This window comes from Pseudaminobacter soli (ex Zhang et al. 2022), from assembly GCF_014595955.1.
GTDB classification, from domain to species: domain Bacteria; phylum Pseudomonadota; class Alphaproteobacteria; order Rhizobiales; family Rhizobiaceae; genus Kumtagia; species Kumtagia pseudosoli.
In genome coordinates, this window is record NZ_JABVCF010000001.1 from 565788 (window position 1) to 590151 (window position 24364).

At 64.3% G+C, this 24364-nt stretch carries 20 protein-coding genes; 15 read left to right on the plus strand and 5 right to left on the minus strand.

All coding sequences use genetic code 11. From position 1 onward, the window contains the following. Positions 1-5: 5 nt before the first annotated feature. The 4 genes from HUI96_RS02725 to HUI96_RS02740 all read right to left on the minus strand — a co-directional run bounded on the left by HUI96_RS02725 (position 6) and on the right by HUI96_RS02740 (position 7689). Positions 6-5702, minus strand: a complete 5697-nt coding sequence (locus HUI96_RS02725; protein ID WP_188253058.1) for a HAMP domain-containing protein — start codon at positions 5700-5702, stop codon at positions 6-8. A 187-nt stretch (positions 5703-5889) separates the two neighbouring features. Further along, complete coding sequence (locus HUI96_RS02730; RefSeq protein WP_237683912.1) at positions 5890-6474, minus strand: sigma-70 family RNA polymerase sigma factor; 585 nt, start codon at positions 6472-6474, stop codon at positions 5890-5892. 256 nt (positions 6475-6730) lie between these two features. Further along, entirely contained in the window at positions 6731-7018 is a 288-nt protein-coding gene (locus HUI96_RS02735) for a hypothetical protein (protein ID WP_188253059.1), read from the minus strand. A 137-nt stretch (positions 7019-7155) separates the two neighbouring features. Next, on the minus strand, positions 7156-7689 hold the full coding sequence (locus HUI96_RS02740) for a DUF1003 domain-containing protein (protein WP_188253060.1): 534 nt from the start codon (positions 7687-7689) through the stop codon (positions 7156-7158). 177 nt (positions 7690-7866) lie between these two features. On the opposite strand from HUI96_RS02740, the gene HUI96_RS02745 reads away from it, so the two are divergent. The 9 genes from HUI96_RS02745 (at position 7867) to HUI96_RS02785 (ending at position 17141) form a co-directional block, all read left to right on the plus strand. Continuing rightward, positions 7867-8973: an NAD-dependent epimerase/dehydratase family protein gene (locus HUI96_RS02745; protein WP_188253061.1), complete on the plus strand. Its 1107-nt coding sequence runs from the start codon at positions 7867-7869 to the stop codon at positions 8971-8973. After that, on the plus strand, positions 8970-10031 hold the full coding sequence (locus tag HUI96_RS02750; protein WP_188253062.1) for an NAD-dependent epimerase/dehydratase family protein: 1062 nt from the start codon (positions 8970-8972) through the stop codon (positions 10029-10031). Before HUI96_RS02745 ends, HUI96_RS02750 begins: the two co-directional genes overlap by 4 nt. Next, entirely contained in the window at positions 10028-11320 is a 1293-nt protein-coding gene (locus HUI96_RS02755) for a TIGR04295 family B12-binding domain-containing radical SAM protein (RefSeq protein WP_188253063.1), read from the plus strand. The genes HUI96_RS02750 and HUI96_RS02755 overlap by 4 nt, the downstream gene beginning before the upstream one ends. After that, positions 11305-12405: a glycosyltransferase family 4 protein gene (locus HUI96_RS02760; protein ID WP_188253064.1), complete on the plus strand. Its 1101-nt coding sequence runs from the start codon at positions 11305-11307 to the stop codon at positions 12403-12405. Before HUI96_RS02755 ends, HUI96_RS02760 begins: the two co-directional genes overlap by 16 nt. Before the next feature lie 2 nt (positions 12406-12407). Next, positions 12408-13538, plus strand: coding sequence for a CgeB family protein (locus HUI96_RS02765; protein WP_188253065.1), 1131 nt, complete (start codon positions 12408-12410; stop codon positions 13536-13538). Then, positions 13535-14629, plus strand: a complete 1095-nt coding sequence (locus tag HUI96_RS02770) for a CgeB family protein (protein ID WP_188253066.1) — start codon at positions 13535-13537, stop codon at positions 14627-14629. The genes HUI96_RS02765 and HUI96_RS02770 overlap by 4 nt, the downstream gene beginning before the upstream one ends. Beyond that, entirely contained in the window at positions 14626-15738 is a 1113-nt protein-coding gene (locus HUI96_RS02775) for a CgeB family protein (protein ID WP_188253067.1), read from the plus strand. Before HUI96_RS02770 ends, HUI96_RS02775 begins: the two co-directional genes overlap by 4 nt. Then, positions 15735-16811: a UDP-glucuronic acid decarboxylase family protein gene (locus HUI96_RS02780; protein WP_425299182.1), complete on the plus strand. Its 1077-nt coding sequence runs from the start codon at positions 15735-15737 to the stop codon at positions 16809-16811. The genes HUI96_RS02775 and HUI96_RS02780 overlap by 4 nt, the downstream gene beginning before the upstream one ends. 141 nt (positions 16812-16952) lie before the next feature. Continuing rightward, positions 16953-17141: a hypothetical protein gene (locus tag HUI96_RS02785; RefSeq protein ID WP_188253069.1), complete on the plus strand. Its 189-nt coding sequence runs from the start codon at positions 16953-16955 to the stop codon at positions 17139-17141. A gap of 34 nt (positions 17142-17175) precedes the next feature. On the opposite strand, the gene HUI96_RS02790 is transcribed toward HUI96_RS02785, so the two are convergent. Beyond that, positions 17176-18918: a hypothetical protein gene (locus HUI96_RS02790; protein ID WP_188253070.1), complete on the minus strand. Its 1743-nt coding sequence runs from the start codon at positions 18916-18918 to the stop codon at positions 17176-17178. 128 nt (positions 18919-19046) lie between these two features. Here HUI96_RS02790 and HUI96_RS02795 point away from each other — a divergent pair, with 128 nt between their 5' ends. Genes HUI96_RS02795 through HUI96_RS02820 form a run of 6 tightly spaced genes read left to right on the plus strand, consistent with a single transcriptional unit; the run spans position 19047 to position 24363 of the window. Beyond that, complete coding sequence (locus tag HUI96_RS02795) at positions 19047-20150, plus strand: inositol-3-phosphate synthase (RefSeq protein WP_188253071.1); 1104 nt, start codon at positions 19047-19049, stop codon at positions 20148-20150. Further along, the gene (locus tag HUI96_RS02800; RefSeq protein ID WP_188253072.1) at positions 20147-20743 is read left to right on the plus strand and encodes a histidine phosphatase family protein; all 597 of its coding nucleotides are present in this window, start codon (positions 20147-20149) and stop codon (positions 20741-20743) included. The genes HUI96_RS02795 and HUI96_RS02800 overlap by 4 nt, the downstream gene beginning before the upstream one ends. An 11-nt stretch (positions 20744-20754) precedes the next feature. After that, positions 20755-21849 (plus strand): CgeB family protein, encoded by a 1095-nt coding sequence (locus HUI96_RS02805; protein WP_188253073.1) that lies wholly within the window; start codon positions 20755-20757, stop codon positions 21847-21849. Beyond that, positions 21850-22671, plus strand: coding sequence for a nucleotidyltransferase family protein (locus HUI96_RS02810; protein WP_188253074.1), 822 nt, complete (start codon positions 21850-21852; stop codon positions 22669-22671). Between the two features lie 2 nt (positions 22672-22673). Then, on the plus strand, positions 22674-23435 hold the full coding sequence (locus HUI96_RS02815; RefSeq protein ID WP_188253075.1) for a TIGR04290 family methyltransferase: 762 nt from the start codon (positions 22674-22676) through the stop codon (positions 23433-23435). Beyond that, a complete protein-coding gene (locus HUI96_RS02820; protein WP_188253076.1) occupies positions 23428-24363 on the plus strand; it encodes a beta-xylosidase in 936 nt (311 codons plus the stop codon). The genes HUI96_RS02815 and HUI96_RS02820 overlap by 8 nt, the downstream gene beginning before the upstream one ends. The last annotated feature ends 1 nt before the right edge of the window (position 24364 follow it).

The following is a 24364-nucleotide window of genomic DNA, read 5'->3' on the forward strand; positions in this document are numbered from 1 at the left end:
AAATTCTACGCCGCCCCTCGTCCCCGAGCCTTGGCCCCGGCTCTCGCCCGACCGACCCAGACGCGCAGCAGAGCGAGCAGCAGATCGAGGTCGACTGGCTTGGCGATGTAATCGGAAGCGCCTGCTTCCAGGCATTTCTGCCTGTCGCCCTTCATCGCCTTGGCAGTGACCGAGATAACGGGCACATGTGCGATCGCCGGCTTCTCCCTGATCAGCCGGATGGCCTCGTAGCCGTCCATTTCCGGCATCATGATGTCCATGAGCACCACGTCGATATCCGGCATCCGCTCCAGCAAGGCGATGCCCTCCGCGCCGCGCTCGGCATGGTGGACTTCCATGCCCTGCGTCTCGAGCACGCTGGTCAGCGAATAGATGTTGCGGATGTCGTCGTCGACGATCAGCACCTTGGCGGCCTGCAGGCTGGCATTCCGGCCCTTCCACTCCGGGTCCTTGTGCGGACGTTCGGGGTCACCGCCGGGCAGGACCGATGGAAGCAGAAGCGCCAACTGAGTGGGATTCTCGGCGCGCGGAATGTCGGCCAGTGCCGGATTGAGTGCGACGCTCTGCTCCAGCGCCTCCGCATGGGGCGTGTAGAACACCAGCCGATGCACAATATCGTCGAGGCGCCCGGACAGGTCGTCGATGAACTCCGAATTCTCCTTGGCCGACCGGCCGAAGCCGAGCACGACCGCGTCATAGCCGCTCATCTCTTCCGCATTGGCGGCCAGCCGCGGCACGGAATCCACTGCCGTGATCCCGTCCCGGATGACTTCCACCAGCGCCAGCCGGCGGTCTGGATCGGGATCCGCCACCAGCACCCTGCGCTGCTCGCGCTGCTTGCCGCTCTGTATGCTGCCGAACAGCTTGCCGAGATCGTCAGATGACGCCGGCTTATTTAGCACGCTGGCTGCGCCGCGCTCGAGAAGCTGAGTGGCATCGTCCGAACCCGAAATCACATGGACCGGGATGCCCGCGGTCTTGGGATCGTTGCCGAGAAGGTCGAGCAGCACCCAGCCGTCGATGTCGGAGAGGCCGAGATCGAGCGTGATCGCATCGGGCACGATCTTGCGCGCCAGCGCGAGTGTTCCGGCTCCCGCTGTCGACAATACGCCCTTGAGGCCCGCCGCGCGCGCGAGGCCCAGCAGCAGCCCGCCAAATGTCGGGTCGTCCTCCACGATCAGCACGACGTGATCGCTCGGCTGGATCGAGTCGCGGTCGTCCTGAAGCTCCCCATCCGCCTTGCCGGCGATCGCGCCTGCCGCGGCCCCCTGCCCCTTGGCCGGCATTCCGACGTTCGAGGCGGCGGCAAGAGCGGCCCTGGGCCCCTCCAACGGTATGAGGAGGGTGAAGGTCGATCCATTGCCCGGTGCGCTTTCGACGCGCAACTCGCCGCCGAGCAGGCGTGCGATCTCGCGGCTGATCGAAAGGCCGAGGCCCGTTCCGCCATATTTGCGGCTGGTCGTTCCGTCCGCCTGCTGGAAGGCCTCGAAGATCAGCTTCTGCTTGTCCTCGGGAATGCCGATGCCGGTATCGATGACGTTTATCGACAGTGCCCGCCCTTTCACAGGGCCCAGCGTCGGCCCACTTTCCTCGAGCCGGAACTCGAGCACCACCTCGCCTTCGGAGGTGAACTTGAACGCGTTGGAGAGAAGATTGAGCACGACCTGCTGCAACCGCTTCTCGTCGGTACGGATGGATTCAGGCAGGCCGGGATCGACCTTGATGGTGAAGCCGAGACCCTTGTCGGCCGCGAGCTGCCGGAAGGTGCGATCCATGTGCTGCCGCAGGTGGGCCAACGGCACGTCCGTCGGCTCGATCGACACCGTGCCGGATTCGATCTTCGACAGGTCGAGGATGTCGTTGATCAGGCTGAGAAGATCGGTGCCGGCAGAATTGATCGTGCGGGCGAACTCGACCTGCTTCTCGTTGAGATTGCCCTGCTGGTTGGTTGCCAGAAGGTTCGACAGGATGAGCAGCGAGTTGAGCGGCGTGCGCAGCTCGTGACTCATATTGGCGAGGAACTCGGACTTGTACTTCGAGGTGAGCGCCAACTGCTCGGCCTTCTCCTCCAGAGCCCGGCGCGCCATCTCGATCTCGAGGTTCTTGTTCTCGACCTGCTTCTTCTCGTTCTCAAGAAGCTGCGCCTTTTCCTGCAGTTCCTCATTGGTGGCGTGCAGTTCCTCCTGCTTGGTGGTGAGCTCGCTCTGGCGGGACTGCAGTTCGGCGGTGAGCAACTGCGACTGCTTCAGCAGGCCTTCGGTACGCATCGTCGCGGCGATGGTGTTCAGGACGATACCGACCGACTCCATGAGTTGGTCGAGGAAGGACTTGTGGGTATCGCTGAAGTTGCTGAACGAGGCGAGTTCGATCACTGCCTTGACGTCGTCCTCGAACAGGGCTGGCAGGATTATCACGTCGGCGGGCGCAACATCGCCCAAGCCGGAGGAGATGCGCAGGAACCCGGCCGGCACCTCGTTCAGCACGATCGCCCGCTTGTCGGCCGCGCACTGTCCGACGAGGCCCTCGCGCAGGTCCAGCCGTTGCTGGAGGACCGAGCGACTCTCCGCCCCGTAGGAGGCGGCAAGCTCGAGATAGGTGTCGTCCTCGTCGCGATTGGTGACGTAGAACACGCCGTATTGCGCGTTCACCAGCGGCGCCAGTTCGGACATGATCAGGCGTGACACGGTCGCCAGGTCGCGCTCGCCCTGCAGCATGCGCGAGAAGCGGGCAAGATTGGTCTTCAGCCAGTCCTGCTCGGCATTCTTCAGCGTCTGATCCTTCAGGTTTCGGATCATCTCGTTGATGTTGTCCTTGAGGGCCGCGACCTCTCCGGACGCCTCCACCGAGATCGACCGCGTCAGGTCGCCTTTCGTCACCGCGGTCGAGACCTCGGCGATCGCGCGCACCTGGGTGGTGAGGTTCGCGGCGAGTTGGTTGACGTTGTCGGTGAGGTCGCGCCAGAGACCCGCCGCACCCGGCACGCGCGCCTGGCCGCCGAGTTTGCCCTCGATGCCGACCTCGCGCGCCACGTTCGTCACCTGGTCGGCGAAGATCGCCAGAGTCTCGATCATGCCGTTGATGGTGTCGGCCAGAAGCGCGATCTCGCCCTTGGCGTCGACCGTAAGCTTGCGCTTCAGGTTGCCTTGCGCGACCGCCGTCACCACGTCGGCGATGCCGCGGACCTGGTTGGTCAGGTTGGTCCCCATCAGGTTGACGTTGTCGGTGAGGTCCTTCCAGATGCCCGCGACACCTTCCACGCGCGCCTGACCGCCCAGCTTGCCCTCCGTACCCACCTCGCGAGCGACGCGCGTCACCTCGCCAGCGAAGGAGTTGAGCTGGTCCACCATGGTGTTGATGGTGGATTTCAGCTCGAGGATTTCGCCCTTCACGTCGACGGTGATCTTCTTCGACAGGTCGCCGCGCGCCACGGCTGTCGTCACGTCCGCGATGTTGCGGACCTGGCCGGTCAGGTTCTCGGCCATCGAGTTCACGTTGTCGGTGAGGTCCTTCCAGGTGCCGGCGACCCCACGCACCTGCGCCTGGCCTCCGAGTTTGCCTTCTGTTCCCACTTCGCGGGCAACGCGCGTCACCTCAGAGGCGAACGAGTTGAGCTGGTCCACCATGGTGTTGATGGTGTCCTTCAACTCCAGGATCTCGCCGCGCACGTCGACGGTGATCTTCTTCGACAGGTCGCCCGAGGCCACGGCGGTCGTGACCTCGGCAATGTTGCGCACCTGGCCTGTGAGGTTAGCGGCCATGGCGTTGACGTTGTCCGTCAGGTCCTTCCAGGTACCGCCGACGCCTTCCACGCGCGCCTGGCCACCCAGCTTGCCGTCCGTACCGACCTCGCGCGCAACCCTGCTCACTTCGGACGCGAATGAGTTCAACTGGTCCACCATCGTATTGATAGTGTTCTTGAGCTCAAGGATTTCGCCCTTGGCGACGGCGGTGATCTTCTTAGACAGGTCGCCGGAGGCCACCGCGGTGGTCACCTCGGCGATGTTTCGCACCTGGCCGGTGAGGTTTTCGGCCATGGAGTTCACGTTGTCGGTCAGGTCCTTCCAGGTGCCCGCCACGCCTTCCACATGCGCCTGGCCGCCGAGCTTGCCTTCGGAGCCCACCTCGCGGGCGACGCGGGTGACCTCCGAGGCGAATGAGTTCAGCTGATCCACCATCGTGTTGATGGTGTCCTTCAGTTCCAGGATCTCGCCCTTAACGTCGACGGTGATCTTCTTCGACAGGTCCCCGCGCGCCACGGCGGTGGTCACGTCGGCGATGTTTCGCACCTGGCCCGTGAGATTGGCCGCCATGAGATTGACGTTGTCGGTAAGATCCTTCCAGGTTCCGCCAACGCCCTTCACCTCGGCCTGGCCGCCGAGCTTGCCTTCGGTGCCGACCTCGCGCGCCACGCGCGTCACCTCCGAGGCGAAGGAGTTGAGCTGGTCCACCATCGTGTTGATGGTGTCCTTGAGTTCCAGAATTTCGCCCTGGGCAACGGCGGAGATCTTCTTCGACAGGTCGCCCGAGGCCACGGCGGTCGTCACTTCGGCGATGTTGCGCACTTGGCCGGTGAGGTTCTCGGCCATCGAGTTCACGTTGTCGGTGAGGTCCTTCCAGGTGCCGGCGACGCCGCGCACCTGCGCCTGACCACCGAGCTTGCCCTCGGTGCCGACCTCGCGCGCCACGCGCGTCACCTCCGAGGCGAAGGAGTTCAACTGGTCCACCATCGTGTTGATGGTGTTCTTGAGCTCCAGGATCTCGCCCTTCACGTCGACCGTGATCTTCTTGGAAAGGTCGCCCAGCGCCACCGCCGTAGTGACCTCGGCGATGTTGCGAACCTGGCCCGTAAGATTTTCGGCCATCAGGTTGACGTTGTCGGTCAGGTCCTTCCAGGTGCCACCGACGCCTTCCACGCGCGCCTGACCGCCGAGCTTGCCTTCGGTGCCGACCTCGCGCGCCACGCGCGTCACTTCCGAAGCGAAGGAGTTGAGCTGGTCCACCATCGTATTGATAGTATTCTTGAGCTCCAGGATTTCGCCTTTCACGTCGACGGTGATCTTCTTCGACAGGTCGCCCGACGCGACCGCCGTGGTGACTTCCGCAATGTTGCGGACCTGGCCGGTCAGGTTCGTCGCCATCGCGTTGACGTTGTCGGTCAGGTCCTTCCACGTGCCTGCGACGCCCTTCACCCGCGCCTGGCCGCCGAGCTTGCCCTCGGTACCGACTTCGCGCGCCACGCGCGTCACTTCCGACGCGAAGGAGGCGAGTTGCCCGACCATCGTGTTGACGATTTCGCCGATGCGCAGGAACTCGCCGCGAAGCGGACGCCCATCGATCTCGACCATCATGGTCTGCGAGAGGTCGCCCTTGGCCACCGCACCGATGACGCGGGCAACCTCTGCGGTCGGCTGGACCATGTCCTCGATCAGTTCGTTCACCGAACGGATGCTGGAACTCCAGGCGCCGGTGGCGTTGCGCACCCGGGCTCGCTCGCTAATGCGCCCCTCCTTGCCGACGACCTTGCAGAGGCGGTCGAACTCGCGGGAGAGTTCCTCGTTGATCTCGACGATTTCGTTGAATGTATCGGCGATCTCTCCGTCGATCCCGTCGAACTCGTTCGCGATGCGGACCGAGAAATCCCCTCGCCTGAAGGCACGCAGCGCGACCAGAATCTGACGGCCATCCAGCCGCGGCCGAGGCATTTCGACGTCCACAGTACACCCCTCAATAACTGCGATGGGATCGCAGCACCGGCAAATACGGGGGTCTAAAACGAAACTTTTCTTGTCACCCCCCGTGACAGTTGCGCAAAACACGCAATGGCCGACAACGCACCAGGCGCAGTCGGGTTCCAACCGGGATCAAAAATTTTTCTTCGCCTGAGCGGGGCTATCGACGCCGTGCGGATTCCTCCAGAAGATGGCCATCGGAAAAGCGGTTGCGCTTTTCGACAAGAGAACGCGACGAGGTCTCGCCAAGCGCTTCGAGGACGCCCGCGCGCGCCCTGTTGAGGCGGCTCTTGACCGTTCCGACCGCACAACCGCAGATCTCGGCGGTCTCTTCGTAGCTGACGCCCAGCACCCCGATCAGCATCAGAACCTCGCGCTGATGCTCGGGCAGACGCTCCACTGCCTCGGCGACTTCCCGGCCCTGCACGGACCACTCCTGCGTCGCTTCAGCGATCGGGCGAGCAGAGGCGCAGTCAAGAAGGCCCGGCGCCTCGCGTACCGCCACCTTGATGCGGGTGTTGTAGGTGTTGCGCATGATGGTGAAGAGCCAGGACTTCATGCGCGTTCCCGGCTCGTATTTGTCGATGTTCGCTATGCCCTTTGCGAGCGTCTCCTGGACGAGATCATCTGCATCGGCCTGGTTGCGACAGAAAGTTCGCGCGAATGCCCGGAGCGCCGGAATGAGATCGACTATCGCAGGGTCGTCTTTCCCGGCAGGTTCCAGGTTGGTATCGCGATCTTGCAAGGGGATGCTCCTGGTGACCTGGAGAGCGGACCCCCATCAACGCCCCAGGGGAAATCACGGTTCCCTTGTTGATGCACAATATTGTGAACTGGAATCTGCCAGAAGGGGTGCACCAAGGCTGCTTCGCCGCCGGTGACCACCCTCGGCTCGGCGCTGTTCTTCGACCTTTCCCACTCCGCACGAACTGCGGATTTGCATCGCGCTCGATGCGATTTGCCAGAGGACATTCCGGCCTAGTTTGAGCGTGGCCTAGAACTCATCGTTTCCGGTCGCGTCCGTTGCCGTCGCGTTCCACGAACTTATTGAAGCGGCTTGTCTTTCCGTCCTCCGTCTTGTCCTGATGGAGGAAGGCTAGGTGGTTCTCGTCGAAAATCCGAAAAAACTCGTCCCAGTCGATCTCTTCCAGGGCCTCGTCCTTGTCGCCGAAGTCGAAACGCAGGATGCCGCCCTCGCCCTTGGTTCGAACCACGGCTGGCCGGCCACCGCGCTTCTCGGCCCATTTGCGGATTTCGTCGTGATCGGTCGTCTTCATTGCTTCGGACATCGTGCTCTCCCGCATAGGGTTACTCGAGGGGTCTCCGCGACGGCTTGATCATTCAGTTCCCGTCGAAATGTCGTGCGCAGAACGAAGAGCGCGCGCCTCCGTTCCTTTCGGCGCGATGATCCGATCCTTTCGTTGGATCAGTCCGGCCTCGTCTCCCGGATCGCCTCGAGCACCTTCTCTGGTTCCACCTCATTGGTGAGATTGTCCAGTTCCGACCTTTCCTTCGGCGCGACATTCAGGTGCCGGGCGATGGCCGAAACGACTTCCGCCATCTTGGTCATCTCGTATTCGGCCAGCAGGCTGATCTGCAGCGTCATCTCGGCGCGCTCGTCATCGAGCTTGGCGATACGGTTCTGATTCATAAGGACGAAGGTCGTCAGAAAGATCGCCTCCACCGATGCGATCATTGCGAGCACCACGAGCGACGGGTCCCACGATCGGACGATGGGCAGCAGCCCGATGTTGATCAGGATCCATGCCGAGAAGACGATCGCGTGGACCAGAACCGACCACATGCTGCCGGCGAAGGCAGCGATGGCTGCTGCAGCCCTGTCGACGAAACCCGCTTCCATGCGTTCGCGTGCGCGCCGGCTCATAAGGCTTCGAATGTTGCGCTCCAGCGGCGGCGCGATCGCCGCAACACTGTCCTCGAACTCATCTCGCCTGATCATTCGACATTCCCGCTGAAGCGAACCCATCGAAACGCGGCGGCTCCAGCTTCGTTGCGCGGCAGCATAGGACGAAGGCCGAACAAAGAACGCCAGGAACAAACCGTCGTGAGCGGGCGGGAACAAACCTTCATTCCGTAAGTTCGAAGCCGCGGGAACCGCCTTTGTTCTGGAGCAGTTGTGGAACGGATTTTGGTTACTGGAGGCTGCGGATTCATTGGCAGCCACGTCATGCGCGAACTCGTCGATCACGGCTACGCAGTTCGCCTTCTCGATTCATTCGTCGAACAGGTCCACGGCGGAAGCAGCTATGAAGCCGAGCCGGAGGCGGAACTCGTCAACGGGGACGTTCGGGATCGTCGGATGGTCGAGCAGGCGCTCGAGGGCGTCGATGCAGTCATACACCTCGCGGCCGAAGTCGGCGTGGGCCAGTCGATGTACGAGATCGCGCGCTATGTCGGGGCGAACGACCTAGGCACGGCGGTCCTTCTCGAAGCCATGATCAAGAAGCCGATCAGACGGATCGTCGTTGCGTCCTCGATGAGCGTCTATGGCGAGGGACTCTACATCGCGCCTGACGGGAGGCGGGTCGGCAACGCCCGCCGAAACGGCAAGCAGGCGAAGAGCGGCCAGTGGGACCTGTTCGCCGACGATGGCGAGCGCCTGCGGCCGATCCCGACCGACGAGGAGAAGCCGGTAGACCTCGCCTCCATCTATGCGCTGACCAAGTTCGCGCAGGAACGCGAAGTGCTGATCTTCGGCGAAGCCTATGGCGTCGACGCCGTGGCGCTCCGCCTGTTCAACGTCTTCGGCGCCGGCCAGGCCCTGTCCAATCCCTATACCGGAGTGCTTGCAAACTTCGCCTCGCGCCTGGCGAACGGGCAATCGCCGATGGTCTTCGAAGACGGCGAGCAGCGCCGCGACTTCGTCCACGTCCGTGACGTCGCGAAGGCGTTCCGCCTGGCGTTGGAGCAGCCGCGCGCTTCCGGCCAGGTCATCAACATCGGCAGCGGCAACGCCTATGCCATCAAGGACGTGGCCAGCCTTCTGGCCGAGGCGATGGGCGTGCCCGAACTCAAGCCGGATATCCTGGGCAAGGCGCGCGTCGGCGACATCCGCAACTGCTTCGCCGACATCGGCAAGGCGCGCGAGTTCCTTGGCTTCGAACCGGCTCACCGGCTGGAGGATTCGCTCGACGAATTCGTCCACTGGGTGCGCGGCAGCGTAGCCCTCGACAAAGGCGCCGAGATGAAGCGCGAACTCGAACAACTAGGACTGGTATCATGAGAAGCGGCCCGATCGTCATCGTCGGGGGCTGCGGATTCATCGGCTCGAATCTTGCCGACAGCTTTCTGTCGGACGGCGAGCGGGTGGTCGTGGTCGACAATCTCAGCCGCGACGGGGTCGAGGACAACCAGTTGTGGCTGTCTGAAAAGCATGGCGACCTGGTTTCGGTCGAGATCGCCGACATCCGCGATACCGATGCGCTCTCGACGATCGTGGATGACGCGAGAGCAGTCTTTCACTTCGCTGCGCAGACCGCGGTGACAACGAGCCTGGTCGATCCGGTCGAGGACTTCGAGGTCAATGCGCGAGGCACGCTGAACGTCCTCGAGGCGGTCCGCAAGAGCGGCCGTGCGACCCCGGTCATCTTCGCCAGCACCAACAAGGTCTACGGCGACCTTGGCGACCTCGCGATGATCGAACAGGACGGGATGTATGCCCCGGCCGAGGCCGAGATCCGCGCCCACGGCATCGGAGAGTGGCGCTCGCTCGAGTTCTGCACGCCCTACGGCTGCTCCAAGGGTGTCGCCGATCAATATGTGCTGGACTACGCCAAGTCCTACGGGCTCCCCACCGCCGTGCTGCGTATGAGCTGCATCTATGGCCCGCGCCAGTTCGGCACCGAGGACCAGGGCTGGGTGGCGCATTTCCTCATCCGTGCGCTGGCAGACGAGCCGATCACCATCTACGGCGACGGCAGGCAGGTACGCGACATTTTGCACGTGTCCGATGCCGTGGCGGCCTACCGCGCTGTGCTCTCGCGGATCGAAGAGTTTTCCGGCCGAGCGTTCAATCTCGGCGGCGGGCCCCAGAATGCGGTCAGCCTGCGCATGGTGCTGCACGAGATCGGCCGCATTCTCGGCCGTGAGGTGCCGTTCAGCTTCGCTAGGACCCGCACCGGCGACCAACTCTACTTCGTTGCGGACACCCGCGCCATTTCGAGCGCGCTCGGCTGGGAAGCCCAGATGACCTGGCAAGACGGCATTCGCAGCCTCGCCGATTGGCTGCTCGAGCACCGCTTCGGGGGCTCACAGGGCCAGCAGCGGAGGCGGGTCGCATGAAGGTCGCGCTCGTCAACCCGCGCTGGAGCTACGAGGCGAGCATCTATTTCGGCTGCCGCGAGCCTCACCTGCCCCTTGAGCTCGGCTACTCGAAATCGCTCCTCGAAAAGGACGGCCATGAGCTGCTGATGCTCGATGGGCAGTTGCAGCAGTTCGACAATTCCGAGTTGGCCGAACGGGTGGCCGAGTTCGGTCCCGACATGACGGTGATGACCACGGCCCCGACCTATCTTTTCTGGCGGTGCGCGCCTCCGGAGCTTCGCATCCCCGCCGAATTCCTGAATTACCTCGATGACCGCGGCGGCCGCACGGTCGCCGTCGGACCGCACGGCTCGGCAACGCCGGGATCGACGCTCAGGAAGCTCGGCGTCGACATCGTCGTGCGCGGCGAATGCGAGGAGATCGTCGCCCAACTCGCGAACGGACCGGACTGGAGGGAAATCCCGTCAACCGCATATCTCCGGGACGGCGAGGTCGTCAGCAAGGGCGGCGTCCATGCAAGTCGCTTTGTGGACCACGAACCACTGCGCTGGCCGACGGAATGGCTCCAGCGACACCACCACCATCACCACCGCTTCGATCACGAGCAATACGGTTTGGGCGCCGAAGTGGAAGCATCACGCGGATGCCCGTACAACTGCAGCTTCTGCGCCAAGATCGACTTTCGCGATGCCTACCGCCGGCGCAACCACGAGGCCATCGTCGCCGAGATCGACGGACTGATCGCCCAGGGCGTCGGCTACGTCTACTTCATCGACGAGATCTTCCTGCCGCAGAAAGCCCTGCTCGAGGCGCTGGTCGAGCGCCCCATCAAGTTCGGGGTGCAGACCCGCATCGATCTCTGGAAGCCCGATCTTCTGGAACTGCTCGGCCGGGCGGGCTGCGTCTCGATCGAGGCTGGGCTCGAAAGTCTCACGGTCGAAGGCCGCGAAATGCTCGCCAAGCGGTGCCGGCTGGGCACCGAGGAATTGGCCGCCCTGCTGATCAACGCACGCAGGCACGTGCCCTTTGTGCAGGCCAACCTGATCGGAGTGGTGGAAGACGACCCGGAACTGGTTGCCTATTGGCGCAAGCACCTGATCGATAATGGAGTGTGGGCCAATGAGCCGGTCCCGCTCTACCCCTACCCCAGTTCTCCCAGCTACCGGCAGCTCTGGGGCGAGCCGGACGACCTCGCCTGGGAGCGGGCCCACGAGCATTACCTCGCCTCGTTCAGGAACTTCAGCGACATCCAGGAGAAGCAGCCGCTGCCGCTCCGGGTTCTGGAACAGTCATGCTGCGCAGCTTAGCTCAGCCACGCCGCATCCTGATGACGGTCGATGCCGTGGGAGGCGTGTGGAACTACGCCATGACGCTCGGCCGGGAACTGAAGCGCATGGGAATGTCCATCGTCTTCGCCGGTGTCGGCCCGGGGCCCAGCGCCGAGCAGCAGGCTCAGGCGGAGGCCATCGGGACCGTCGTCTGGCTGCAGACTCCGCCGGACTGGATGACCGACCGCCCCGAGGTCCTGGACGGCCTGAAGGACGAGCTTCCCGCCTTGGTGCGCGAGCATGCGATTGATCTCGTCCACCTCAATGCGCCCTCGCAGGCGGCCGGGCTCGAAGTCCCCTGCCCTGTCGTCGTGATCTCGCACTCCTGTGTCGTGACCTGGTTCCATGCGGTATTGGGCGAACCCGTCCCGGACGGCTGGCGCTGGCACGAGGAGCGGAATCGGCAGGGCTTCGAGCGCGCGGACGCGATCGTCGCGCCCAGCACCAGCCACGCGGCCCTGATGCAAGCCTGCTATGGTCCGATCGCGCGGCTGAGCGCGGTCTACAATGCGGTGGAGGAGATCGCCTCGGCCGGCGAAAGGGAGCCGATCGTCGTTGCTGCGGCGCGGTGGTGGGACAACGGCAAGAATGCTGCGGTTTTCGATGAGGCCGCGGCGAACTCCGCATGGCCTGTGAGGGCGATCGGCGCCACTCGAGGCCCGAATGGCGAGCATGTGGAGTTCAGGCATGCCCGCGCAACGGGGTCAATTCCAGCCTTCGAGATCAGATCAGCCTTCTCCCAGGCCGGCCTGTTCGTATCGCCGTCTCTCTACGAACCGTTCGGGCTGGCGGCACTCGAGGCCGCTCTCTCCAGCACACCGCTGCTGCTCGCCGATATACCGACCTATCGCGAGCTTTGGGACGGGGCGGCGCTGTTCTTCCCGCCTCGCGACGCGGCTGCACTCTCGGATGCGATCAACAGCCTGGCCGGGGATCCGGAACGGCGGCGCCAGTTGGGCAGGCTTGCGGCTGAGCGGGCGCGACGTTTCTCGCCGCGCTCGCAGGCCGCCGCCATGGCAGCGCTCTACCAGAACGCCGTCGAAGCGGTAGCCAGGGGACGATGACGATGCGTTTCCTGTTCTACACCCACTCACTCGTTTCCGACTGGAACCACGGCAACGCCCACTTCCTCCGCGGGATAATGCGCGATCTCGTCGCGCGAGGGCACCGGGCGATCGCTCTGGAGCCCGAGGACGGCTGGAGCCGCACCAATCTGGTGACCGAGCGCGGTCCCTTCGCCGTGGAGCGGTTTGGCTCGGATTTTCCCGAACTCACCTCCTTCGCCTATCGGCCGGACTTCGATCACGAAGCGTGGCTCGCCGAGGCGGACGTCGTCGTCGTGCACGAATGGACCGATCCGGCGCTGCTGGCGTGGATCGGGCGCGCCCGCCGCGATGGCGGGCGGTTCACCCTCCTCTTCCACGACACGCATCACCGCGCGGTTTCGGCCGAGGGAGATATCTCCTCGCTCTCCCTCGCCGACTATGACGCGGTGCTCGTCTTCGGCGAGACGCTGCGCGAACGCTACCTCAGGGCCGGCTGGGGCAGCCAGGTCTTCATTTGGCACGAGGCCGCCGACGACCGGGTGTTCCGGCCGTATCCCGACATCGTCAAGATCGGCGACCTCGTCTGGATCGGCAACTGGGGCGATGACGAGCGAAGCCGGGAAATCGGCGAGTTCCTGGTCGAGCCGGCGAAGGAGCTTGGGCTGAAGGCGACCGTGCACGGTGTGCGCTATCCCGATGCTGCGCTGGGCGCCCTCGCCGCGGCTGGCATCCACTACGAAGGCTGGCTGCCCAATGCGGAAGTGCCGAGGGCATTTGCGGCAAACAAAGTGACCGTGCACATTCCCCGCCGACCCTATGTCGAAAGCCTGCCGGGCATCCCGACCATCCGCATGTTCGAGGCGCTGGCCTGCGGCATTCCGCTGGTCTCCGCGCCATGGTCGGACAGCGAGAACCTGTTCAGGCCTGGCAGCGATTTCCTCTACGCCCGCGACGGCGAGCAGATGCGCGGTCATCTCCGCGCCATCCTGAACGATCCGCAACTGACAGCCTCCCTCGCCACATCGGGCCTGGAGACGATCCGCAACCGCCACACCTGCCGGCACCGCGTCGACGAGTTGCTCGGCATCCTCGTCCAATGCGGGACTACCCAGGTCCTCGACCAACTTGCCGCCAAGGAGGCCGCGCAATGAAGCTCGCATTCTACGGTTCCAGCCTGCTGTCCTCCTACTGGAACGGCGCGGCCACCTATTATCGGGGACTGCTGCGGGCGCTAGCGGAGCGCGGCTACGATATCACCTTCTACGAACCAGACGTCTACGACCGCCAGAAGAACCGGGACATCGAGGCGCCCGACTGGTGCAAGGTCGTCGTCTACCAGCCCACGCAGAGCGCGCTGAGAGAGGTCCTGGCGCGGGCGGTGGAGGCCGACATCGTCGTGAAGGCGAGCGGCGTCGGCTTCGAGGACCATGCGCTCCTACGCGGCGTTCTCGACAAGGCGCGGCCCGGGGCGCTGCGTGTCTTCTGGGACGTCGACGCACCGGCAACGCTGGCCGAATTGAAGGAGGACGCCAGCCATCCCCTGCTCGCCGCCCTTGCCGAACTGGACATGGTGCTCACCTACGGCGGCGGCGATCCGGTGGTTCACGCCTATCGGGCAATGGGCGCGGCCGACTGTATCCCGATCTACAACGCACTCGATCCCGACACCCACCATCCCGTCGAGAAGGACGGCCGCTTCGCCTGCGACCTGGCTTTCCTCGGCAATCGCCTTCCCGATCGTGAGGCGCGCGTCGAATCCTTCTTCGTCGAGGCCGCTGCGGCACTGCCTCATCAGCATTTCCTGCTTGGCGGGGCGGGGTGGGGCGACAAGCCGATGACGCCGAACGTCCGCTGGCTCGGTCATGTCGGGACACGCGACCACAACGCCTTCAATGTGACCCCGAAGGCGGTCCTCAACATCAGCCGCGAGAGCATGGCTTCGACCGGCTTCTCGCCCGCCACGCGCGTCTTCGAGGCCGCCGGCGCGGGGGCCTGCCTCATCACCGACGAGTGGCTGGGCATCGAGCTTTTCCTGAAGCCAGGGGAAGAGGTGCTGGTCGCGCGTGACGGCAAGGACGTCGCCGACATTCTTCGCGACCTCACGCCTGAGCGCGCCACCGCGATCGGGCAGAGGGCGCTGAAGCGGGTCCGGGCCGAACACACATACCGCCACCGCGCAGATCTGGCCGACGAGATCTTCCGGCGCGCGCTCAACACGCCTGCCATGGAGGCCGCGGAATGACGGGTGCCATGGACCTCGTCTTCATCGGCCTGACGCTCTCGTCCTCCTGGGGCAATGGGCATGCCACCACCTATCGAGCGCTGCTCAGGGCGTTGGATGCGCAGGGGCACCGGGTGACGTTCCTTGAGCGGGACGTGCCCTGGTACGCCTCCAGCCGCGATCTCGAAGAGCCCGACTACTGCCGATTGCGCTACTACGAATCGGTGGATGAACTGCGGCGGAGTTATCGGCGCAACATCGCCCAGGCCGACGCCGTTATCGTCGGCTCCTACGTGCCCGAGGGGCCGGCGGTGATCGACGCGGTCGCGGACATCGCAGACGGACAGTTCTGCTTCTACGACATCGATACGCCGGTCACGCTGGCCAAGCTGGAAAGTGGCGAGTGCGAGTATCTGGCGCCCCCCCAGATCCCGCTGTTCGACATCTACTTCTCCTTCACCGGCGGGCCGACGCTCACCAGGCTGAAGCGGCAATATCGTGCACGGCGCGCCGAGGCCCTTTACTGCGCGGTCGATCCGGACCGCTACGCGCCGACTGGCGAGCCCCCCAAATGGGACCTCGGCTACCTCGGCACCTACAGTCCGGACCGGCAGCCCACATTGGAAAGGCTGCTCATTGAACCCGCCAGGCAGATGCCGGAGCGGCGCTTCGTGGTAGCCGGACCGCAATATCCGACGTCCATCCGCTGGCCGGAGAATGTCGAGCGCATCGAGCATCTCCCGCCGGCCCAGCATGCGTCCTTTTACAGCCGCCAGCGCTACACGCTGAACGTGACCCGCGCCGACATGATCGCGGCCGGCTGGTCGCCCAGCGTGCGCCTGTTCGAGGCCGCGGCATGCGGCACGCCAGTTATCAGCGATGCCTGGGCGGGCCTGGAGAGCCTTTTCGGCGGCGACATCCACGTCACCACCCGGTCCGACGATGTCGTCCGCATCCTCTCCAACGAGGAGGACATCGTCGGACGGCGACTGGGTTCCGGCGCCAGGGAACGCGTGCTCGCACGACACACGGCCCAGCACCGGGCCAGGGAACTAGTGGGCTATCTGGCCAGCCCGGTGGAGGCGCGAACCAGAAAAGCGGAGAAGGAATCGGCAGGGACCGCAGCATGACTGCCGCAATCCCAGGAGGCGACAGGTCGACCATGATGAAGAATGGAAAAACCAAGACGGCGCTGGTCGCCGGGGGCGCGGGCTTTCTTGGATCGCATCTCTGCGAAACACTTTTGAAGAACGGCTATTCAGTCATTTGTCTGGACAATTTCCTCACGGGCACTGCTGGAAACATCAAGGAACTCTACCGCGACCCGCACTTCAGCCTGATCGAGCATGACGTGTGCAAGCCGCTCGAACCCAGCGGAAAGCTTGACTTCGTCTACAACCTGGCCTGCGCCGCCTCGCCGCCGCACTACCAGGCCGACCCGGTGCACACGATGCGCACCTGCGTCCTCGGCACGCTCAACCTGCTGGAAATCGCCGAGCGCCACGGCGCACGCTTCGTCCAGGCCTCAACCAGCGAGGTCTACGGCGATCCCGACCAGCATCCGCAGCGCGAGGACTATGCAGGGCATGTGAACTGCACGGGCCGCCGCGCCTGCTACGACGAAGGCAAGCGGGCGGCGGAAGCACTCTGCTTCGACTTCCTGCGGGCGAAGCGCGTGGACGTCAGGGTGGCGCGCATCTTCAACACTTACGGGCCGAGGATGCACCCGAACGACGGCCGCATCGTCTCGAATCTCGTGGTGCAGGCACTCTCCGGCAGGCCTCTGACCATCTATGGAAGCGGCGCGCAGACGAGGTCGTTCTGCTACGTCTCCGACCTCATCACAGGGCTGGTCAGGCTGGCCGAGGTCGCGGAAAACCCGGGCGCCCCGATCAATGTTGGCAATCCGTCCGAATTCACCATCCTGGAACTCGCCGATCTCGTGCTGGAACTGGTCGGGTCGGAGAGCCGCATCCAGTACATGCCGCTGCCGGAGGACGATCCGCGCCGGCGGCGGCCGGACATCTCGCGAGCCCACAAGCTCCTCGAATGGTCGCCGACCGTACCGCTGCGCGAAGGGCTTCAGCATACGATCGCGTACTTCGCGTCGCTCGCTGCGGAGCGGCGCCCGCGCAAGTCCCTCAGGACCACCCGGCCGGCAGCTAGGATCCTGCAGAAGGCACCGACCGCCGCGACTGCTTGAGAACGGTTTTCTCGATGCAGCGGCAGATGCCCTGCCGCAGCATTCGCCACACAACGCACATCGTCTGCGGCCAATTGACGGAAGGTCTTGCGTGTCTTGCAGCCGCTGCACACCTTGCAGCCCGGAGCAGGCGAATTGGCAATGGGACGGGCCGTAAAGAACAACATCAACGAAGCGCGAGAGATTCCTGAGGGCTCGCCTCTCGAGGACCAACTCGCGCCGATTCTGGATGCGGTTGAGGCAGAGCCAGTTCCGGAAAACCTTCAGAAGCTCGCGACGGAGCTTCAGACGGTGCTGGAAGAACGGCGGCAGCGGCGGAAACCGAAGTGAGGCAGTCGGGCGGAATGGCGCGCGTTATCGGGTTCTAGAGGAGCAGCGCTCCGAGCTTCGCCATATAGCGCTCCCGCAGCGCAAACTGCCTGGATTTCTCCCAGTCCGGCCCGGCCGTGGCGAAGGTCCAAAGCCCGATCTGAAACGCCAGGTAGCAAGGCGTGTAGAAGGCTACCAGCCGTGGATCGACCTCGCGTCCGCTGCCTGCTTCAACCGCGATGCGCAGGCTTTCGAGTTCACCGCTTGAAAGATCGTGCTCGATCCCGGCGGCCGCGATATCCCAGGCGATGTCCTGGCAGCCGACGAGGTCGTGGGCTGCCGCGTGGTCCAGCGCGTCGGTCTTGACCAGCTTGCCCGCAGGGGTGACGAGGAATTCCCAGGCGTGGAGCCGACTGTCGGTTTCGACGGGGGTGAGCCGGCACGGCCCAACCGGCCTGGATTCGAACCACCGCCTTAAGCGCATGGCAAAATCGCCCGCCAGGGCGAGTTCGGCATTGTGCCCCGCCATTTCGGTCAGTTCACCGAGCGATGCCCCCTGTTGAGAAGCGACGCAATGGCGGGCGCGATAGCCAAGATAGCTTCCCAGCCAGTCGATGAGGCGTGCCTTGTCGAAGCCAGACAGAGGCAGCGGAGTGCCCCGAACCCAGCGCTCCACCAGAAAGCCATGGCAAAGCCCCACCGGCTCCGACGTAAACCCACCCTCGTGGAGCGTCCTGGCGAGGGCAAGCTTGTGCTCTCCGGTGTCGCCCAGCCCGGCGAACCTCGCCAACCACCAGTCGGCGCCACTCGAGACCAGATACTTCCGGCGCTCCTGCCTCGGGTCACAGGAGGGCCACTGCGCAGGATCGGCATAGACGATCTTCCGCCAGGCCCCACCGAAGAAATCCGTCAGCTCGAACCCGTCGGTGCCGAGAAGATCGCCGATCCAGGAGCGAAGGCTCCGGCTGGGATGCGTGGAGTCGCCGATTACCTCGTCGAAGCCAGCGCAGTGCCGGGCCGAATGTGCCCATGCCCCACGGTACTGCTCGGCGGCCTCGGGGCCCGGCCCGCCTTCATGACTGGGGAAGAGGTGGATGCGGCTCGCGGCTACTCCCAATGACTGGAGCCATTCGACGACGGCACCGAAGGAACTGCCGGAGAGGCCAGGTCCCTCGTCGACAATGGCGACGGGCGCGGCAGGGTCGGAAAGCGCTTCCGCGACGAGAATCGTTTCCGCCCTCAGTTCGCGTCGAAAGGGATGCCCTACAGGCCGGAAGCTCTTCGGCGGCTTTGCACCGAGCGCGGCTGCGATCAGTGCCGCAAGGCCAAGGCCAATGCTGCGGATACCGATCACCACAGTCTTCGCCGGCAGGCCGGACCGCCGCGCCGCCTCAACATAAAGCTCCGGATAGAGGGCATAGAAGTCATAGCCCTCAGCGCGCGACGTAGTGATCAGGCCGGCCGGTGCCAAACTTTCTCGAAGGTGGTCAACGTCGATTTCAGGGAAGATATCCGCCCGCAGGCCCGTGTCCCAGGAAACTGCGATCTGCTCCGCAATAGACATCAGAAGAGCGTTCGCGGCGGTCTGTCTGTTCGAAGGCGCGTCGACGCCCCGCGCCTCGAAGTCGGCGTCCGCGACCCCCTGGGCGAGTTCCGCGGCAGACATAAAGGCGCGCACCAGGGCGGCATGCCGTTCGAGCCCCGGTCCGAGCGCTCCGATCCGCTTGAGTGCCCTGACGACGGATTCTAGAGCTTGCTCGCAAGTCTGCTCCGTGCGGAAGTCACCGTAGACGAACATTGCGCCCCCTGTACCAGGGAACCCAAACGCGCCCGAGGGAACTTTGATCCCTTGGGCCTGGGGAACAATCGCGCGACTCCGCAGTTCTAGCACGGGAACTTACCTGAATGAGGGTGGCGGCCGCGTTCATGCGCTCAAATAAAGTTCGGATCGGCATTGTCGGGGTGGGCAACTGCGCATCGTCGCTCGTGCAGGGGCTTACATATTACAGGGACGCCAGGGGCAACGAACCGATCCCCGGGCTGATGCACGCAGATCTCGGCGGCTATGGCATTTCGGATATCGAGGTCGTCTCTGCCTTCGACGTGGCAAAGGGCAAGGTCGGTCACGATGTGGCAGAGGCCATCTACTGCCGGCCGAACAACACCTTCAGGTTCGCAAATATCGAGCCGACAGGCGTGAAGGTGCGCCGCGGACCGACCCTCGACGGCATCGGCAGGTATTTGGAAGACCAGATTGAAGAGGCCGAGGACGAGCCGGACGACGTCGCCGGCACGCTAAGAAGCAGCGGCACCGAGGTGCTGATCTCCTATCTGCCGGTCGGGTCGGAGAAGGCCACGGAATGGTATGCCGAGCGCGCGCTGGAGGCCGGCTGCGGCTTCGTGAACTGCATCCCCGTCTTCATCGCCTCGCGCCCAGAATGGCGCCGCCGCTTCGAGGAACGCGGCGTGCCGATCATCGGCGACGACATCAAGAGCCAGGTCGGCGCGACGATCGTGCACCGCATGCTCGCAAATCTCTTCCGTGAGCGCGGCGTGCGGCTTGACCACACCTATCAGCTCAATTTCGGCGGCAACACCGATTTCCTGAACATGCTGGAACGCGAGCGGCTCACGTCGAAGAAGGTCTCGAAGACCCAGTCGGTGATGAGCCAGTTGGACGTCCCGCTCGAAGCCGAGAACATCCATGTGGGGCCGAGCGACCACGTTCCGTGGCTCACCGACCGCAAGTGGGCATATATCCGGCTCGAGGGCACCACCTTCGGCGGCGTCCCGCTCAACGCCGAGGTGAAGCTCGAGGTCTGGGATTCGCCTAACTCCGCCGGAGTCGTGATCGATGCCGTGCGCTGCGCAAAACTGGCGATGGACCGAGGCATCGGCGGCGCGCTCGTCGGTCCTTCCAGCTACTTCATGAAATCTCCGCCCAAACAGTTCACCGACGCCGAAGCCCGGCGCCGCACCCTTAGCTTCATCGCTGGTGAGGACGAGCCCCTGCTCGATGCCGCCGAATGACCACCACCTTCTTCCTAATCCGCCACGCAGCCCATGAGGATCTGGGTCGTTCGCTGACGGGAAGGAAGGAGGGGGCTCGGCTGGGGCGCGTCGGACGCGTGCAGGCGTTGCGGCTGGCGGAGTTGCTGTCGAGCGAGGCCATTTCAGCTGTCTACTCCAGTCCCCGCGAAAGGACACGAGAAACCGCCGCGGCGATCGCGATCGCCTGCGAGACCGGGCCGGTTAAGACTGTCGAGGAGGTCGACGAGATCGACTTTGGCGAATGGTCGGGCAAGACGTTCGAGGAACTCGACCAGGACGCCGGCTGGCGCCGCTGGAACGAGGTGCGCGACCAGGCGCAAACGCCGGCGGGTGAGAGCATGGCGGACGTCCAGGCTCGTGCCCTCGATTTCGTCTGGCAGCTTACCCGAACAAATCGGGGTGAGGCGGTGGCAGTGGTGAGCCATTCCGATGTCATAAAGGCGATCGTCTGCCACGTACTGGGGCTGCCGATCGCCCATTGTTTCCGTTTCGATATCGACCCCGCCTCGGTCACCACCATCGTGATCGGCGATTGGGGAGCCAAGCTTCTGCGGATGAACCAAACCGCATGACGGGATCCGGCATGCGTCTGACCATATTCGGACTGAGCGTCAGTTCGTCCTGGGGAAACGGCCATGCCACGCTCTGGAGAGGATTGATCCGGGCGCTCGCCGCGCGCGGCTGGAGCGTGACCTTCTTCGAGCGCGATGTGCCCTACTATGCCACCACGCGCGATCTCTATGAGATCGAACCCGGCGAGTTGGTGCTCTACGAGAACTGGACGGAGGTGCGCCGACAAGCGCGTCAGGCAGTCGATGAAGCGGATGTGGTGATGGTCACCTCCTATTGCCCGGACGCGATCGCCGCGACCGATCTCGTGGCAGATGCCGGGAAAGCTCTCAAGGTGTTCTATGATCTCGATACGCCGGTGACCCTGTCGCGGCTCGGGACCGAGGAGCATCCCGCCTATATCGGAGAGCGGGGCCTTCGCGATTTCGACCTGGTGCTGAGCTACACCGGCGGCATCGCCCTGGACCGCCTCCGCTCGGACCTTGGCGCCCGCCATGCCGCGCCGCTCTACGGTCACGTCGACCCTCAGATTTACGAGGCGGGAGAGCCCAATTCGGCCTTCGCCGCGGATCTTTCCTATCTCGGCACCTATGCCACCGACCGTCAGGAGGGCGTGGAGCGGTTTCTCGTACGCCCGGCCGCCCTGCAGCCGAACCGTCGGTTTGTGATCGGCGGTGCCCAGTATCCGCAGGACTTCCCTTGGACACCCAACATCTATTTCGTGCGCCACCTGCCGCCGGCGGACCATCCTTCGTTCTACGCTTCGTCCCGGGCGACCCTCAACGTCACGCGCGGCGCCATGGCCGCAATGGGATGGTGCCCCTCGGGCCGTCTGTTCGAAGCCGCGTCATGCGGCGCCACGATCCTGACCGACGTCTGGGACGGGCTGGACGAGTTCTTCGAGCCGGGCTCCGAGGTCCTGCCTCTCTCCAGCACCGAGCACGCCTTAGCCGCGCTCGAGATGGACGATGCCGAACTGCGCCGGATCGGCCGGCTGGCGCGCGAGCGCACGCTCGCGCAGCACACGTCGGCGATACGGGCTGCCCAGTTGGAACGCATGTTGGAGGAGGCGCATTCGTCGCACTGGGAGCAAAGGGAGACGGTGTAGATGCTGGGCGTCGTACCGGCCGCAGGAAAGGGAACCCGGATCCAGCCCCTCGGCTTTTCCAAAGAACTGCTGCCTGTCGGCAGCCGCCTGGAAGGTCCCGTCGAGCGGCCCTGCGCGGTGAGCGAATATCTGGTGCGCCGCATGGTCATGGCCGGGGCGGACAAGATCTGCTTCGTCATCGCTCCGGGCAAATCCGACATCCTCGAGTACTATGCTGCCGGCTACTCGGAGGCGGCCACAGTCTTCGTCGTGCAGCCCTCCCCGGTCGGCCTCTGCGATGCGATCTTCCGGGCCGCACCGCTGGTTGGGCCCGACGAACAGGTTCTGGTCGGCCTTCCGGACACGATCTGGTTTCCGGAGGACGGGTATTCGGCGCTGCCGAAAGACTGCCTTTCCTTCCTGCTCTTTCCTGTCGATCGCCCCGAATTCTTCGACGCTGTCGTGACTGATGAGTTCGGCCGGGTCAGCGAAATTCAGGTGAAGGAAAAAGACGCCCAGTCGAACTGGATTTGGGGCGCCTTCTCCATGCCGGGGCGGGTTCTTCGGGAACTCGCCGACCTCTGGCATGTGCGCGAGGAGCAGGATGAATATGTCGGCACTCTAATCAACGCCTATCTGGCCCAGGGAGGAGAAGCGCTCGGCGTGAGGGCGGGGAGCGAATACGTCGACGTGGGCACCTTCGACGGCTACCGCCGGGCGGTGAAGCTGCTCGGCGAGGCCTCGCAGCAGGAGCAGCCCCGCGCAGCCGATTTCCCGAACATCGCAACGACCATCTGTTCGCAGCCGGGTGCCACAAGAATTCCTCTCCGGGAAGGGAGATGAGGATGCAACTGTCCAGCACGGAGATCCGTCGGCAGGTGGAGGCGCTCGGGCCATGGTTCCACAACATGGAACTGATGGGCGTAGCGACGGCTCCGAACCACTTTCTAGGCAACTATCCTTACATCAAATGGCGCAAGTTCGCCGATGCCATACCCGCGGACCTCTCGGGCATGACCGTTCTGGATATCGGTTGCAATGCCGGTTTCTACTCGATCGAGATGAAGCGCCGGGGTGCCGACCGCGTGCTCGGGATCGACTTCGACGCGGGCTATCTCGCGCAGGCCCGCTTCGCGGCCGACGTCGCGGACTGTGACATCGAGTTCAGGCTGCTCTCCGTCTACGACGTGGGCGCTTTGAAGGAAAAGTTCGACGTCATCCTCTTCATGGGCGTCCTCTATCACCTGCGCCATCCGCTGCTGGCGCTCGACCTGATCCGCGAGCATGTCGCCAAGGACCTCCTCATCTTCCAGTCGATGCAGCGCGGCAGCACCGACGAAGCGCAGGTGGAGCAGAACTACGACTTCTGGCAGCGCGAACTGTTCGATCGGCCCGAATTCCCAAAAATGCATTTCATCGAGCACCGCTATTCCGACGACCCGACCAACTGGTGGATCCCGAACCGCGCCTGCACGGAAGCGATGCTGCGCAGTTCGGGCTTCGAGATCCTCTCCCACCCGGAAGAGGAGGTTTATCTCTGCCGCGCCGCCCAGGCCCCCGCCGGGGAAGGCGCCGTCTACCCCGCGAGAGGATTTGCAAATGATTGAAGCCGCGATGATCTGGAACGAGCCGAACAACAAGTCCCACTGGGACCCCGAACTCGACCCCGATTGGAGCCGGTTCGCCGAGATGTCCATCCTGGCGGCGGATGCGATCGCGGCCGAAAACCCGGCCTTGACCAAGGTGCTTGGCGGCATCTCGCCGATCGACCCCGGCTTCATGCAGCGCATGAAGGATTTTGGTGTGCTGGATCATGTCGATGCCGTAGCCGTCCATGGTTTTCCGCTCGACTGGAATCTTTGGCAGGTCCACGAATGGCCGCAGAAGATCGCCGAGATCGCAGCCGTGACCGATCTGCCGATCTGGGTGAGCGAAGTGGGTGTTTCGACTTTCGGCGCCGAGGAAGTGCAGGCGTGGGGGCTTAAACGCACGGCGGAGCTTCTCAGGGGTAATACTCCCCGCATCCAGTGGTACAGCCTCTACGACCTGCCGCGCTCCTGGGAAGCCACGACGCGCCACAAGGAGGCGGAAGGATCTTCCTACTACCGCCACTTCTACATGGGCCTCCTGCGCGAGGACGGGACACCGAAGCCGGCCTTGGAAGAGTTCGCGCGCCACACGCCCGAGATGGGGCTGGTCCAGTGGTTCCATTTCGAGGATCAGCGCCTGGACGACGCGGTCGCCTGGATGAAGCGCCTCGGCGTGACCTATCTGCGCACCGGACTTTCCTGGGCAGACAGTTTCAGGCCCGGCGCCCTGGACTGGTTCGATCGGCAGATGGAGGCCCTCGCCCCCTTCGACGTGACGCTGACCTTCTGCTTCACGCCCGAGCATCGCGGCGAGATGCCTCATCACACCAGCCCGCCGCAGGTGCCCGAGGAGTTCGCCGAGTTCTGCGCCGCGATGACGCGCCGCTACGCCGCGGCGGCACGACCGGCAAGCGCGCGGCAAGCTATGCGGGCTACGGCCGCCTAAC

Coding starts and splice junctions, on each gene's coding strand:
- HUI96_RS02725 (WP_188253058.1), bottom strand. CDS start 5,702: ATGCCTCGGCCGCGGCTGGATGGCCGTCAGATTCTGGTCGCGCTGCGT.
- HUI96_RS02735 (WP_188253059.1), bottom strand. CDS start 7,018: ATGTCCGAAGCAATGAAGACGACCGATCACGACGAAATCCGCAAATGG.
- HUI96_RS02740 (WP_188253060.1), bottom strand. CDS start 7,689: ATGATCAGGCGAGATGAGTTCGAGGACAGTGTTGCGGCGATCGCGCCG.
- HUI96_RS02750 (WP_188253062.1), top strand. CDS start 8,970: ATGAGAAGCGGCCCGATCGTCATCGTCGGGGGCTGCGGATTCATCGGC.
- HUI96_RS02755 (WP_188253063.1), top strand. CDS start 10,028: ATGAAGGTCGCGCTCGTCAACCCGCGCTGGAGCTACGAGGCGAGCATC.
- HUI96_RS02760 (WP_188253064.1), top strand. CDS start 11,305: ATGCTGCGCAGCTTAGCTCAGCCACGCCGCATCCTGATGACGGTCGAT.
- HUI96_RS02765 (WP_188253065.1), top strand. CDS start 12,408: ATGCGTTTCCTGTTCTACACCCACTCACTCGTTTCCGACTGGAACCAC.
- HUI96_RS02770 (WP_188253066.1), top strand. CDS start 13,535: ATGAAGCTCGCATTCTACGGTTCCAGCCTGCTGTCCTCCTACTGGAAC.
- HUI96_RS02775 (WP_188253067.1), top strand. CDS start 14,626: ATGACGGGTGCCATGGACCTCGTCTTCATCGGCCTGACGCTCTCGTCC.
- HUI96_RS02780 (WP_425299182.1), top strand. CDS start 15,735: ATGACTGCCGCAATCCCAGGAGGCGACAGGTCGACCATGATGAAGAAT.
- HUI96_RS02785 (WP_188253069.1), top strand. CDS start 16,953: ATGGGACGGGCCGTAAAGAACAACATCAACGAAGCGCGAGAGATTCCT.
- HUI96_RS02790 (WP_188253070.1), bottom strand. CDS start 18,918: ATGTTCGTCTACGGTGACTTCCGCACGGAGCAGACTTGCGAGCAAGCT.
- HUI96_RS02795 (WP_188253071.1), top strand. CDS start 19,047: ATGCGCTCAAATAAAGTTCGGATCGGCATTGTCGGGGTGGGCAACTGC.
- HUI96_RS02800 (WP_188253072.1), top strand. CDS start 20,147: ATGACCACCACCTTCTTCCTAATCCGCCACGCAGCCCATGAGGATCTG.
- HUI96_RS02805 (WP_188253073.1), top strand. CDS start 20,755: ATGCGTCTGACCATATTCGGACTGAGCGTCAGTTCGTCCTGGGGAAAC.
- HUI96_RS02810 (WP_188253074.1), top strand. CDS start 21,850: ATGCTGGGCGTCGTACCGGCCGCAGGAAAGGGAACCCGGATCCAGCCC.
- HUI96_RS02815 (WP_188253075.1), top strand. CDS start 22,674: ATGCAACTGTCCAGCACGGAGATCCGTCGGCAGGTGGAGGCGCTCGGG.
- HUI96_RS02820 (WP_188253076.1), top strand. CDS start 23,428: ATGATTGAAGCCGCGATGATCTGGAACGAGCCGAACAACAAGTCCCAC.